The 14,270-nt window shown below is 62.8% G+C and carries 10 protein-coding genes; all 10 read right to left on the reverse strand.

Going from position 1 to position 14,270, the window contains the following annotated elements; all coding sequences use genetic code 11:
• Nucleotides 1-86: 86 nt before the first annotated feature.
• Nucleotides 87-746 (reverse strand): glycosyltransferase, encoded by a 660-nt coding sequence (locus JFT66_RS17585; protein WP_034119814.1) that lies wholly within the window; start codon nt 744-746, stop codon nt 87-89.
• A complete protein-coding gene (locus JFT66_RS17590) occupies nt 743-1,342 on the reverse strand; it encodes an SAM-dependent methyltransferase (RefSeq protein ID WP_153839616.1) in 600 nt (199 codons plus the stop codon). Before JFT66_RS17590 ends, JFT66_RS17585 begins: the two co-directional genes overlap by 4 nt.
• A complete protein-coding gene (locus tag JFT66_RS17595; protein ID WP_034119812.1) occupies nt 1,339-2,097 on the reverse strand; it encodes a PIG-L deacetylase family protein in 759 nt (252 codons plus the stop codon). The genes JFT66_RS17590 and JFT66_RS17595 overlap by 4 nt, the downstream gene beginning before the upstream one ends.
• On the reverse strand, nt 2,094-3,092 hold the full coding sequence (locus tag JFT66_RS17600) for an acyl-CoA dehydrogenase family protein (protein ID WP_034119810.1): 999 nt from the start codon (nt 3,090-3,092) through the stop codon (nt 2,094-2,096). The genes JFT66_RS17595 and JFT66_RS17600 overlap by 4 nt, the downstream gene beginning before the upstream one ends.
• A 1-nt stretch (nt 3,093) precedes the next feature.
• The gene (gene glgX, locus JFT66_RS17605; RefSeq protein WP_034119809.1) at nt 3,094-5,253 is read right to left on the reverse strand and encodes a glycogen debranching protein GlgX; all 2,160 of its coding nucleotides are present in this window, start codon (nt 5,251-5,253) and stop codon (nt 3,094-3,096) included.
• 120 nt (nt 5,254-5,373) lie between these two features.
• On the reverse strand, nt 5,374-5,643 hold the full coding sequence (locus tag JFT66_RS17610; RefSeq protein ID WP_034119808.1) for a DUF2934 domain-containing protein: 270 nt from the start codon (nt 5,641-5,643) through the stop codon (nt 5,374-5,376).
• 23 nt (nt 5,644-5,666) lie between these two features.
• Nucleotides 5,667-8,417: a malto-oligosyltrehalose synthase gene (locus JFT66_RS17615; RefSeq protein WP_034119806.1), complete on the reverse strand. Its 2,751-nt coding sequence runs from the start codon at nt 8,415-8,417 to the stop codon at nt 5,667-5,669.
• Nucleotides 8,414-10,498, reverse strand: coding sequence for a 4-alpha-glucanotransferase (gene malQ, locus JFT66_RS17620; protein ID WP_198859751.1), 2,085 nt, complete (start codon nt 10,496-10,498; stop codon nt 8,414-8,416). The genes JFT66_RS17615 and malQ overlap by 4 nt, the downstream gene beginning before the upstream one ends.
• Nucleotides 10,495-12,240 carry a malto-oligosyltrehalose trehalohydrolase gene (gene treZ, locus JFT66_RS17625; protein ID WP_198859752.1) on the reverse strand — a complete coding sequence of 582 codons (1,746 nt, stop codon included), beginning with the start codon at nt 12,238-12,240 and terminating at the stop codon, nt 10,495-10,497. Before treZ ends, malQ begins: the two co-directional genes overlap by 4 nt.
• A gap of 20 nt (nt 12,241-12,260) precedes the next feature.
• Nucleotides 12,261-13,817 carry a glycogen synthase GlgA gene (glgA, locus tag JFT66_RS17630; protein WP_080752987.1) on the reverse strand — a complete coding sequence of 519 codons (1,557 nt, stop codon included), beginning with the start codon at nt 13,815-13,817 and terminating at the stop codon, nt 12,261-12,263.
• Between the last annotated feature and the right edge of the window lie 453 nt (nt 13,818-14,270).

Genomic DNA, 14,270 nt, shown 5'->3' on the forward strand with positions numbered 1-14,270 from the left:
TCGGCATACCATTCCTGGAATGCCGTGCGAGGCGTTATGAGCATAGACAAGGATGTATCGCTTTTACATTTTGTGTTGTCGTTTTTTTACGAAACCTGCATCAGGCTTTTCAAGTAGTCGCCGAACCCGCCCTGGGCCCGGCAGTCCAGGCGCGCACTGGTGACCACTTGCGGCGCATGGCTCCAGGCGATGGAGGCGCCGCAACGTTCCAGCTCGCGCACCAGTTGCACATCTTCATGGCACGCCAGCGGTGCAAACCCTCCCGCCTGCACATAGGCACTGGCACTGACCCCCAGGTTGGCGCCATGGATATGCCGATGCCCATCGCGCGCCTGGTAGGCCTGGTGATAGCGGATCTGCGCTGCCGGGTCGAAGCCTTCGCTCCAGGCGTCCACGGTCACCGTGCCACATACCGCGTCGCAGCCCAGGGCCAGCTGCGCCACCAGCCAGTCGGGGGCCACGCGACTGTCGGCGTCGGTACAGGAAATCCACCGTGCACCTTGATCCAATAAATGCCGTGCGCCGACGCCGCGGGCTTGCCCGACATTACGCGCCTGCACGTGCAGGCTGTGTACTCGGTGAGCCTGGGCAATCGCAGCGCTGCCATCGCTGCAGCTGTCGAGCACCACCAGGATGTGTACCGCTTCTCCCTCCAGGCCCGGATGGCTGGCGGCAATCCGTGCCGCCTGCAGGCACTCACCCAACAGCGCCTCCTCGTTATGTACCGGGATCAAAATACCGATCATCGCAAACCCTCGTGGCATGCGACCGAGGTGCCGTCGCGGCTCCAGAGGTCGAGCAGGAAATCGTTGTCATGGTGCTGCACCAAAGGCGGCATACCCCATCGTTGCTGGAGCAGGGCGTGTACCTGTTCAGCGGTTTGCGGGCAACCGTCGATGTAGGGCCGCCAATGGCAGGCCAGTAATTGACCATCGTCGGTCAAGGCGGCGAGGGCGCGATCCATCAGACGATGCAAATCTTCGACGTCGAGGTAATAACAAAGCTCACTCAGTACGATCAGCTCGAACTGCCCCGTGGGCCATTGCTCGGGTAAACGCCGCTGTTCTACCTGGGCGTGGGGGAAGTCCACCATTCGTGCCTGTGCCAAGCGCACCGCCGCGCTTGCGGTGTCGCAACAAACCAGGCGCTCGCAACGGCTGGCCAGTTCAGCACTCAGCTCGCCGTTGGCACAGCCTGGCTCGAATATCGAGGTGTAGCGCGGCCGAGTCAGCACGGCCAGGGTCAGGGCACGTTTGCGTTGTTCATACCAGCGCTGACGAAACGCCCAGGGGTCGTCATTGCCGGCAAACAGTTGATCGAAGTAGGGCGTTGCCACACTCATACGAACACCACTTCAAAAGGTTGCAGCAAGCGCTCCACTACATAGGGCGCCAGCACCGGTGGCAGGCCGATTTGCGGGTCGCCTTCCAACTGGCTGGCGAAGGCGTGGATCGCATGGCGTTTGCGCGCCACGGCTTCTACGGTCAATGGAATCTTGCGCGCTCGGTGCCAGGGCACCATGTCGTCCTCAGCAGTGGCCCAGTGCCAAGTCCATACCGGCAGTTCGTACAAGGTCGCGCCGACGGCCAGGGCTGCCTTGGCGCTGGCGCGGCCCACGGCTTCATGGTCGCAGTGGCCGTCTTCGCGCCAGGTGGCGAACACCACGTCAGTGGGCTTGAGGTGGCGCTGGATAAACTCGCAGAGCTGGGCTTCGCGCTCAGCGACTTTACTATCGGCAAACCCGGCGCGTAGCCATTTCAAACTGTGCAGCGGCAAGCCAAGACGATGCAGGGCCTGGGCCGATTCCTGCGGGCGCACCACACTCAGACGCTCCACCGGCCAACGCTGCGAGCCGGGATGGCTGGCGCTGCCATCGGTGACGGAGATCAACTGCATGGGCCGGCCCAGCGCCGCGAGACCTTGCAGCAGGCCACCGCTGCCAAGTACTTCATCGTCCGGGTGCGGGGCGATAATCACGGCGCGGTGCCCCTCGGGTACCAACTGCGCGACGCTGATGTGCGGCAATTCGGCCAGCCGTGTCGAGGTTTGCCAGTGATTCAGCGGTGTGCCTTGGCCGACAATCGGATTGGGTTTCATAACTGCCACCTTCCACTGGGTTCGCCGGCCACCTGTTCGCCCAGGGCGGCCAGGTCGCGTTCGGCATGGCTTTGCCGCACATACACCGGTAAGTCCGCCATCAGTTGGGCAAAGTGCGGGTCCTTGCAATACGGCCCAGCGCCGACGCCCCGGCCGACGTGATGCATGACCTTCTCAACGGTGTCCTCGATGCAGGCTCGTGTCTGTTGTGCCAGTTGCCGGGCATCGGCGCTGGGCTCATGGTCGATCTGCTCGGCGCTGGCGCGCAGTACGCAGGCGGCGCCGTTCAAGGCGCTATCGACCGCACCGAGGTGCGCCAGGGCATGGGGCTCCGGGCGCTTGGCGCAGTGGGCGCGCAACACTTCACCCAGGCGTTGCGCAGCGCCGTACCAGCACGCGGCGATGCCGACCCCGCCTTGCCAGAAGCCCGGACGGGACAGGTAATCGCCTGGCCCGCCAACCGCTACACCTCTGGCTTCGCTGAAGAGAATTTCGACGCTGCCCGTGGCGGCCATGCCTACCGCGTTCCATCCCTCATCCGTCACCCTGACGCCAGGTTGGTCCATCGGCACGGCCACCAGTTGTTGGCGCTCCTCCTCATCCCAGGCGGTGAGCAATCCGTGGCTGACCACCGCCGCGCCGGAGCACCAGGCTTTTCGCCCGTCGACGATCAACCGCTGGCCGTCGCGCCGTACCCTGACCTTGGCCGTTGGCGGCTCGGCCGCCCACATGCCCCACGTACTGCCCAGTGGCGGCAGCGGACTATTGAGTTCGGCAATGATCGCCAGCGCGTCGGTATGGCCTTCGAACAACTTGCACAGGCGCAAGTCATGGCCAGCCACTTGGGCCAGCCCACTGAAGCGCGCCAGGGTCTGGCCGCTGCCCGGCAGCGGCAGTTGATCCAGCCCTTCCTCCTGAAGTGCCTTCAGCGCATCGCCAAGGGCCTGCGTATTCGCATAGCCCCGGTAGCCCTGAAGGAAGCTGTGCAACGCCATCTCACACCTCGCCTTCACGCTGCAGTTCAAACAGCAGCAACGAGCGGCCGGTCACCGCGTACTCATGCTCAAAATCAAAGCGTTCCTGGCCGCGCACCGCTGTATCGTTGGTGTCGAGCATACAGGTCCAGAACTCACCCTCGGGCACCGGCGGCAGGCGGAAATTGACCATGTCGTGGTGAGCGTTGACCACCAGCAACAGCGTTGCATCCGCGCCGGCGCGGCGAATCCCGGTCTCCTGGGCGCGGCCATCCATCAGCATGCCCAGGCAACGACCCTGGCTGTCTTCCCATTGCTCGGTGGTCATCTCGTTGCCATCCGGCGCCAGCCAGGTGACGTCCTTCACACCGATATCTTCGTTGTAGTCGCCGACCAGAAAGCGCCCACGGCGCAGGATCGGGTAGGCCAGGCGAAGCTTGATCAGGCGCTTGACGAACTTGAGCAGGGCCTTGCCGTCATCGTCCAGGTCCCAATTGACCCAGCCGATTTCGCTGTCCTGGCAGTAGGCGTTGTTGTTGCCATGCTGGGTGCGGGCAAACTCGTCGCCGGCGACGATCATCGGTGTGCCTTGGGCCAGCAGCAGGGTGGCGAAGAAGTTGCGCATCTGGCGCAGGCGCAGTGCGTTGATTTCCGGATCATCGGTGGGGCCTTCGACGCCGTGGTTCCACGACAGGTTGTTATTGCTGCCGTCCTGGTTGTTCTCGTCGTTGGCCTCATTGTGCTTGTCGTTGTATGACACCAGGTCATGCAGGGTAAAACCGTCATGGGCGGTGATGAAGTTCACCGAGCTATAAGGCCGGCGCCCGCGGTGGTTGAACATCTCGCCCGAAGCGGTCATGCGCCCGGCGAAATCCGCCAACTGGCCGTCGTCGCCTTTCCAGAAGGCGCGTACGGTGTCGCGGAAGCGGTCGTTCCATTCCACCCAGCCTGGCGGGAAGTTGCCCACCTGATAGCCACCGGGGCCGCAGTCCCAGGGTTCGGCGATCAGTTTCAACTGGCGTAGCACCGGGTCCTGGCGGCAAGCGACCAGGAAGCTGTGGCGCTCGTCGAAGCCGTCGCGGTAGCGCCCGAGAATGGTTGCCAGGTCGAAGCGGAAACCGTCCACGTGCATCTCGGTGGCCCAGTAACGCAAGGAGTCAGTCACCATCTGCAGCACGCACGGATGGCTCAGGTCCAGGGTGTTACCGGTACCGGAATCGTTGATGTAGAAGCGTTTGTCATCGGGCATCAGCCGGTAATAAGAGGCGTTGTCGATGCCGCGCATGGACAGGGTCGGGCCGCGCTCGTTGCCTTCGGCGGTGTGGTTGTAGACCACGTCAAGGATCACTTCCAGCTTCTGTTCATGCAGGTGCGCGACCATCTCCTTGAACTCGGCAATCTTGCCGCTGGCCAGGTAGCGCGGGTCGGGGGCGAAGAACGCAATGCTGTTGTAGCCCCAGTAGTTGGTCATGCCTTTTTCCAGCAGATGCTGGTCGTTGACAAAGGCGTGTACCGGCAGCAGCTCGACCGAGGAAATACCCAGTTGGCGGATATGCTTGAGCACGTCGTCTTCCATCAGGCCGGCGCAGGTGCCGCGCACCGACTCGCCCACCGAAGGGTGGCGCATGCTGATGCCGCGCAGGTGGGTTTCATAGATGATCGTGCGGTCCCACGGCACGCGCACCGGTTGGTCGTTGCCCCAGGTGTGCGCCGGGTCGATGACCTTGCACTTGGGCACGAACGGCGCACTGTCGCGCTCATCGAAGCTGAGGTCGTCGTCCGGGTGGCCGATGGTGTAGCCGAACAGCGCCTCGGACCATTTGAGCTCGCCTACCAGCTGCTTGGCGTAGGGGTCGATCAGCAGTTTGTTGTGGTTGAAGCGATGACCATTGGCCGGGTCATAAGCGCCGTACACGCGGTAGCCGTAAATCAGCCCGGGGTGGGCGTCGGGCAGGTAACCGTGGAAGATCTCATCGGTGTATTCGGGCAGTTCGATCCGCTCCAGCTCGACCTCGCCGGCATCATCAAAAAGGCACAATTCCACTTTGGTGGCGTTGGCTGAAAACAGTGCGAAGTTGACGCCCAGGCCATCCCAAGTGGCACCGAGGGGGAAGGGCAAACCTTCACGAATTCGCGACGGTTCATGGTCCGGCGTCGCTGTGGTTTTATCGGGTTTGCTCATAGAGTTGCTCCTGCAAAAAGTCTTTTTTCGGGCCGAACGCGACCGTGCCGACGGTGCTTCAGCGCATGACATGTATGGAAAAGGGCCTCCTGCTCGCGACGCGACCGGAGGCCCAAGGGATCACGGGGCGGGCGGTTTGGGCTTCTTCGGCGCGACCGGTTTTTTCGCCGCAGGCTTGGCGGCGGCCGGCGCAGCCGGCTTAGGCTTGGTGGCGACCTTGGGTGCGGTTTTCGGCTTGGCGCCAGGCTTGGGCTTGCTCGGCGTAAGCGCTTCGGCCTCGGCCAGTTTGCGCGCCATCTCCCAGTGGCGATCATGTGCACCGTCTGGCTTACCTTCGGACTCCCAGATCTGATGCGCCAATTCGCGAATGCGTTTGTCTTCTTTACTCATCACAAACTCCTCACAGAAAATGTTCAGCTTTCTTGATTATCAGGATTGATAAAGACATTGACCGGGAGATCCCCCAGGGCAGTGCTGATCAACAGCTCCTTGTTGGGTGTGACTGCGCCTGTTTGAAAAAGTCCCTTCCAGTTTTGTGTTGTGGCGGCGAACGGTAATTTCACCCGCGTATCGCCCCAAACCTGCGCATTGACCTGAGGAAACATGCCGTTTTCAAGCAGGTGATAAGGCCAGCGCGGCACCACTACCAGCAGCTGTCGGCCGTGATGTTCGCGGTAAAAAGCAACCACCCGCTCGGCGTGCTTGCCAACCACTTCCAACGGTATATAGCTGCCGTCGCGGAACAGTTCAGGACAGGCTTTGCGCAAGCCCAGCACCTGGGCGATCAACGCCTGTTTGATACGCCCGTCGCGCCAGTTGAACAGCAGTTCGCCGATGTCCGGTGGGGTATCCAGTGCGCGTTGCCGCGCATTGAAATCCACCGGGCGACGGTTATCCGGGTCCACCAGGCTGAAGTCCCAGAACTCATCGCCCTGGTAGACATCCGGTACACCCGGCACCGTGAGGTGAAGCAAGGTTTGCGCCAGCCCGTTCAGGGCGCCCGCGGGGGCGATGGTCTGGGCGGCGCTGTCGAGGGCACTGCGTAGCGGCGCGCCGGCCTCACTGAGCAGCAGGCGCTTGAGGAACTCCTCGGCACCTTGTTCATAGGCGTCGTTGGGAGCGCTCCAACTGCTCTGTAGCTTGGCTTCGCGCAGGGCTTTTTGCTGCCATTGCCAGAGGCGGTGTTGATAGGCCTCCAAGTCTGGGTTGTGCTCCAGAGGCCAGCTGCCGAGCAGCACCTGATACAGGATCAGTTCATCACCCGCCGTCGGGCTATCAGCACTCTCGCGCAAGGGCGCGGCGAGGCTGCGCCAGTGTTCGACCTGTTCGGCATACCAGGGCGCGCACTCGCTGAGCACCGCCAGGCGTGCGCGGGTGTCTTCGCCGCGTTTGTGGTCGTGGGTGGCAGTGGCCAACAGGTTGTCGGGGAAGGTGTTCAAGCGCTGTTGGCTGGCTGCGTGGAAATCCGCCAACGGCGCACTGAACTGCTCGGTACTGAAGCCTACATCGTTACGCGACAGCAATACCGCCGAGCGATAGAACGCAGTGTCTTCCACAGCCTTGGCGGCGGCGGGCGAGGTCAGTTGCTGGAAACGCACGCAGGCATGCTTGAGGATCTTGCGCTCGCGGCCCACCGGGCGATTGCGCCAAGGCTGGCCGCCCAACCATTTTTCCAGGTGATCGAGCACCGGCCAGTCGCCTTCGTTCAGGGTGGTGCGGGCGCCGTCCATGGCCTGCTGGAATACCTTGTCGTCGGCCGCGCTGCGGCCCCTGGCGCTGATGTAGGTGCGGTACACCGGAAAATGCACAATCAGTTCCTGCAAAGCGCGACGGATTGCGCCCAGGGTCAGGTCGCGGGTCATCACATCGTCACGGGCCACTTGCAGCAAAGCCTGGGCCACGCTTTCGAAGTCGCCGCCCAACGAGCCATTAAGGATCTGCTGGCGCGCCAGTCGCGCTTCTTCGCTAAACGCCGAAGGGCGTTCGCTGTGACGCGTCCACACGTCGGCCAGCGGGGCAAAACCGTCTGGATGGTGTTGCAGCAACGACAGTTGGTTCATGAATTCGTAGCCGGTGGTGCCGTCTACTTGCCAGTCTTCACGCAGGGTCTCGCCCTCGCCGAGGATCTTTTCTACAAAGATCGGCAGATGGCGCTGGGGCGACAGCGCGTCCACGCGGCGGCGCAATTTGCGGCAATAGCCACGCGGGTCGGCCAGGCCGTCGATATGGTCGATGCGCAGGCCGTCCACCAAGCCCGCGCTGATCAGCTCAAAGATCTTGCCGTGAGTGGCTTCGAACACCGCCGTGCGCTCTACCCGCAGGCCGCCCAGCTCATTGACGTCGAAGAAGCGCCGCCAGTTGATATCGTCGGCGGCGGTGCGCCAACTGGCCAGGCGGTAGACCTGTTGTTCGAGTAACTGATGCAGGCGGTTGAAACCCTCGGGCTGGCGACCGTCGAAGTCGGCCAGGCGGCGGTCGATGGCCGGCATCACCTCAGTGGCCCGTTCGGCCAACGCGTGCTTGAGCCAACCGGCTTCGGCGTAGGCGTCGTCCTGATAGGCGAGGGCAGCGAAACGCTCGGCCAGTGGTTGGACCGATTCATCGCTGCCGAGGATCAGGGCGTAGTCCCTTGGGCAGATTGGAAAACGATGCTCGTAATGTTCGGCGTAGAAACTCCCGTGAGCGGCGTCGAACTTGAGCGTCAGCGTACCGCTCTGCAAGGCTTCACCGTAATCGCTGCCCAGGAACGGCATCAGCAATTGGCCCTTGAGCAAGGGGTCGGGCGAGTGCCACTGGATATCGAAGAATTCGCTGTAGGGGCTCAGGCGGCCCCACTCCAGCAGGTCCAGCCACCACGGGTTATCCGCACCGCCCACGGCCATATGGTTGGAAACGATGTCGAGGATCAAGCCCATGTCGTGCTCACGCAGGGCTGCTACCAGGCGCCGCAACGCAGCTTCGCCGCCCAGCTCGGGGTTGACGCGCGTAGGGTCGACCACATCGTAGCCATGCATGGAGCCAGCGCGGGCGCTCAGCAGCGGCGAGGCATACAGGTGGCTGATGCCCAGTTGGGCGAAATACGGCACCAGGGGCACGGCATCATCGAGGGTAAAGTCTTTGTGAAATTGCAGGCGCTGGGTGGCGCGCAAGGGCAGGGCATTCATCGGTCACGCTCGTAGGCTTGGTTGCGGGCTACGGCCAGCAATTCGAGGCGGCGCGCAGCGCTATCGGTGTCGAGCAGGCAGGCGGCCTGGCCTGGAAGGCGGCGGCGCCAGTTGGGGTGGGTATCGGTCGTGCCAGGCAGATTGGCCTGTTCGTCGATGCCCAGCGCGTCCTCCAGCGGCAGCAACACCAGCGGCGCACGGGTGTGGCCCAAATAGCGCACGCTGGCGTCGATCATAGGGTCGGTGTCGTTGCGGATCTCATCGACAAAATTCTGCGGGTCCTGGCCCAGGGCTTGGCGCAGTGCGTGGCGTTCGCGCAGGCGGTGTTCGCTCCATTGCTCCACGGTGGGGGCGTCAATCAGGCCGAGTTGGATATTCCACTCGATATCGCGGCTGTGCCACCAACCATTGAGAGTGGGCAAGTCGTGGGTGCTGGTGGTGGCCAAGGCGTTGTCGGGCCAGTCCAGAATCGGCGTGAATTGGCCGTCGTGGTTCTGTTCGAACAGCAACACGCGCATGCCCAGAATCGAGCGGGCGCTGAGTTTTTCGCGCAGGCCGTCGGGCACGGTGCCCAAGTCTTCACCCAGGACGATGGCCTGGTGGCGGTGGGATTCCAGCGCCAGCAGGCGCAGCAGGTCGTCCACCGGGTAATACAGGTAGGCACCTTCACGGGGTGAGGCGCCCAGGGGGATGACCCACAGGCGTTGCAAGCCCATCACATGATCGATACGCAGGCCGCCGGCGTGGGCGAAGTTGGCCCGCAGCATTTCGATAAAGGCGCGAAAGCCGTTGCGCTGGAGGCCTTCGGGCGAGAACGCCGAGATGCCCCAGCCTTGACCTGCACGGTTAAGAATGTCCGGCGGCGCACCCACGGTCAGGCCGGCCAGCAGTTCATCCTGGCGGCTCCAGGCCTGGCTGCCACCGCCGTCCGCACCCACCGCCAGGTCGGCGATCAGGCCGATGCCCATGCCACTGCCACGGGCGGCTTGTTGCGCGCGCTCCAGGCTGCGGGCTATCAGCCATTGGGTGAAGGCGAAATAGCCGATTTCTTCGCGGTTTTCCTCTGCGAACTGCGCCAGGGCCGGGCTCTGTGGCGTGCGCCAGGCGTCGGGCCATTGGCGCCAGTCGAGGTCTTCGCCAGCGGCGGCGCGCCGGGCCTGCACGGCTTCGAAACGGCAATGGTTTTCCAGCGCTTCGCCGCCGGCCTGGCGGAAGCTCAGGAAGTCGGCATGCTGCGGGTGCGCCCCGTGACGGAAGTCTTCATACAGCGTGCGCAGCAGGCGTTGCTTGGCCTTGGCAGCGGCGGGCCAGTCGATCAGCGTGAGCTCTTCCAGGGCATGCAGTTCGTCCGTCAGCCCGGCGGCCTCGATGGCGTTGCGCACTTCCCGCTCGCCCAGGATGCAGGCGGGCGAGGCATACAGGCTGTTGAGAAACAGGCGGCTGGATGGCGAGTAAGGGCTGTAGTGCTCGGTGTCGGCACTGAACATCGCGTGCATCGGGCTGATCGCCACTGCGTCGGCACCGCGTTCGGCGGCCGAGCGCACCAAATGTTCCAGGGCCAAGGTATCGCCAAAGCCGCCATCGCCGGAGCGCCGCAACGCATACAGCTGCGCGCTCAAACCCCAGGCGCGGGCGGGGCGGCTGTCCACCGCGTCGGCCACGCTGTAGCAGTGGCTGGGGGCAACGGCCAGGGTGAAGGTTTGCCCATCGATATGCACCTGGTGGTAGCCAAGGGCGATTATCCCGGGCAGTACGGCATCGCTATCAAGGCGCAGCTCAAGGGTTTCGCCGCCTTCGAGGCTGACTCGACACGGTGTGTCCGGGGCGAAGTAGCGCGCCAGATCCAGGCCGTCCCCGCTGTCGGTGGTCATCAACGGCGGCAGGTGCGTGTCGTGTTGCACTTGCTCCAGTTCCAGCAGGCTGGCGTCGATTTCGGCATCGGTATCGGCCGGGTGCCCCAGCCCTTTGAGGACGGCGCGCAGGGCTTGGGGCTCGACATGCTGCGGGCGACCGTTGGCATCGATCCAATCGACGGCCAGGCCCGCACGGCTGGCGAGAGTTTCCAGGTTCGCTTCGCTCAAGGGTGTTCTCCAACAGGGGATAAGCAAACGCGTGCGCTGCAGGGCGGTAGCTGCGCACCTTGCTGGGCAGGCGTCTGGAAAATAATGTGGGGTGGTGCCGGGAGATCGAGGGGCTGTTCACTCAGGTTCAGGTCGATCTGCAATATGCTGCCGTTGCCCAGGCGCCAAAGCGCCGTGACAGCGCCCTCCGCCAGCACCTGCGCGCCCAACGCAACGGTGCCGGGCAAGTGCGGCACCACATGCTGGTGGCGCAGGCTTAGCAGGTGACGATAAAGCTGGGCGTGGTCGTTCTCGACGAAGGAGGGCGCCGATTGCAGGAAGGTCGGCAGCGCGTTGGGGTCGGGGATGCGTTCGCGCTGCTCGGGGTCGTGAAACGCGGCGAAATCGGCAAACTCATTGCGCCGCCCCTCGCGCACTGCTTCTGCCAGTTCGCCGTGATGGTCGGTGAAAAACAGGAAGGGTTCGGCGGCGTTGACCTCATCGCCCATGAAGATCATCGGAATCATAGGGCACAGAAGCAACAGGGTGGTCGCCGCTTTCAGCGCCTGGGGCGAACACAGCTGGTGCAGGCGTTCGCCCAGTGCGCGGTTACCGACCTGATCATGATTCTGCAGGAACGCCACGAAGGCGCTGGGGGGTAGATTACCACTGGGTTCGCCGCGAGCATGACCATGGCGTGTGGTATCGCCCTGGTAGATAAAGCCTTCGCCCAGGCAGCGTGCCAATTTGGCGGTGGGCTGCTCGGCAAAGTCACTGTAGTAGGCGTCCGTCTCGCCGGTCAGCAGCACATGCAATACGTTATGAAAGTCATCATTCCATTGGGCGTCGAAATGCTCTTTTAACAGGCTGGCCTGGTTCAGTTCATTTTCCAGCACCAGCCACACGTGGCGATCGCTGTCGACCTGTTGGCGCACCCGTTGCGCCAGTTCCTGCAGGAAGCCTGGGTTGTCGATGGCGTGCACGGCATCCAGGCGCAGCCCGTCGAAGCGGTATTCCAGCAGCCACATCAAGGCGTTATCGAGGAAGAAATCCCGCACTTCGCGACGCTCGAAATCGATGCCGGCGCCCCAGGGGGTGTGCACGTCTTCCTGGAAGAAACCCTGGGCGTACTGGCCGAGGTAATTGCCGTCGGGGCCGAAGTGGTTGTAGACCACATCGAGCATCACGGCCAGGCCGTGGGCGTGGGCGCTGTCGATCAGGTGCTTGAGTTGCTCGGGCGAGCCGTATGACGCGTGGGGCGCATAGGGCAGCACGCCGTCATAACCCCAATTGCGTTCGCCGGGGAATTGCGCCAGGGGCATCAGTTCAATCGCAGTGACGCCCAATTCGGCCAGGCGGGGTAGGTGTTTCTCCACCTCGGCGTAGCCACCCATCGCGCCGACGTGCAGCTCGTAGATCACCGCGGTGTGCCAGGGGCGGCCTTGCCAGTGGTTATGGCGCCATTCGTAGGCATGCGGGTCGACCACTCGGCTCCAACCGTGTACATCCAGGGCCTGGGCACGGGACGCGGGGTCGGGGACCGCCTGTTCGCCGTCGATGTTGAAACGATAAAGCGTGCCGGCGGGGCACGCTGCTTTTACTTCGAACCAGCCATCTGCCTGGGGCAGCATGGCGATGGATTTACCGTGCTCCAATTCAACGCTGACATAAAACGCGTCTGGCGCCCACAGGGCAAAACGCGTGTGTTGCGCGTCCAGCATAATTGCGCCGTGGGGCCAGGTTTCCAGAGTCCGTAACGGCATCTATGAAGCCCTCCCAGTGATTATTTAGTCGATTTCCCCAGGGCCTTGGCCACCAATTGTTCGTAGAGTTCGGCGTAGGGTTCCACCGCCTGGCACCAGTTGAAAGGCTGGGTCATGGCGCGGCTGCGCATGGCGTTGAGCAGGCCAGGAAAGGCAAACACCTTGAACGCACGGCGCAAGGCTTCTTCGTAGCTTTGCACGGTGGATTCATTGAACAGGAACCCGGTAACGCCATCTTCGATGGTGTCTGCCAAGCCTCCGGTGTTACGCGCCACCGGCAACGAGCCGAAGCGTTGGGCGTACATCTGGCTCAGGCCACAAGGTTCATAACGCGACGGCATCAGCAGGAAGTCGCTGCCGGCGAACATGCGGCGGGCATCGGTCTCGTTGAAGCCGATACGCACACCCACTTGGCCGGGGAAACGCAACGCCAGTTCGCGCATGGCCTGTTCTTCTTCCGGCTCGCCACGGCCGATGATCGCGATCTGGCCGCCGTTTTCGACGATGAAGCTGGCCACCGCTTCGGTCAGGTCCAGGCCCTTCTGGTAGACCAGGCGCGACACTACGGCAAACAGCGGGCCGCTGGATGGCTGTAATTCAAACAGCTCGCGCACATGGGCGGCGTTGATGGCCTTGCCTTCCCAGTCGCCGATATTGAAGTTGTGGGTCAGGTGCGTATCGGTGGAGGCTTCCCAGCTCTCGTCGATGCCATTGGGAATCCCGCTGAGCAGACCTTGCTGGGTCTTGCTGGCAAGGAAACCATCCAGGCCGCAACCGAATTCCGGGGTGGTGATTTCCTGGGCGTAGGTGGCGCTCACGGTGGTGATATGGCTGGAGTAAGCCATGCCCGCCTTGAGGAACGACATCTTGCCGTAAAACTCCATGCCTTCCTGTTGCAAGGCATGGGGTGGAATGCCCAGCTCGGGCGTCGACGCCAGGCTGACCACGCCCTGGTAGGCCAGGTTATGAATGGTGAACAGCGTCGGTGTGCGTGACCCACGCCAGTGCATATAGGCCGGGGCCAGGCCAGCAGGCCAGTCGTGAGCGTGCACCAGGTCCGGGCACCAGTGGATTTGCGCGAGGTTGGCGGCCATGTCAGCGGCGGCAAGACCCAGGCGGGCGAAGCGAATATGGTTGTCCGGCCAGTCGCGGCCGTTGTTGGCACCGTAGGGCGTGCCTTCGCGCTCGTACAGTTCCGGGCAGATCAGCACGTAGATGACCAAGCCGTCTTTAAGGTCCATGCGCCCGATCTTGCACGGCGGCAACGCGGCATGGCCGCCCAGCTCACCGACGATATGAATCGGGTTGTCGCTTTCCATCACTTGCGGGTAACCGGGAATCAGCACCCGCACATCGTGCAGGTGCGCCATGGCGCGGGGCAGGGCGGCGGACACGTCGCCCAAGCCGCCGGTTTTCACCAGGTCGGCGAATTCGGAGGTGACGAACAACACTTTCTTTCGATTCGGGTTATGACTCACGATCGGCCGCACAGTGTTGGGCAGGTCGACCAAAGACGTTGGCCCCCCTGCCGGCTGACTAAAACGCTCTCCCTGAGTATCTACTGCGGCACTGATCATAATGCACTCCCATCTGTTGGTCGGCTAATGGCCCGCTGCCATTAGCTCCGAATGACCGCATCCTGCGGCCAGGCGCACACGCGCTACACAATCTGGCAAGGCGTATGCCAGTTGCGGCTCAAGCTTGAAAAGATTGGATGAACGGGCAATTGGCGTGAGTCGCACGTGCACGTCCTTACCTAAAACTGGACCTGTGGCAGAGTTGGAAAGTTTCGATTTTTTGCGGGGTTTTTGTTTTGGAACGGACCCATCGGTCATGAGTCTAGGACAGATCCTAGAGCCTGTAGGGTTTTAAGGCAGATTTTGTAGGACAAAAAACTTTTAACCTTATGCAGGTTTAAATCCGTGGCGAGGGAGCCTGCTGCCGCTGAAGTGCCCAGCGCTCCCAGATGTTGGGCGCAGTAGGCGCACCAGCGGGAGCAAGCTCCCTCGCCACAGAGTGCGTTCGCACTG

Origin of the sequence: Pseudomonas sp. MF6755, from assembly GCF_016405635.1 — a bacterium.
Lineage (GTDB): Bacteria > Pseudomonadota > Gammaproteobacteria > Pseudomonadales > Pseudomonadaceae > Aquipseudomonas > Aquipseudomonas haemolytica.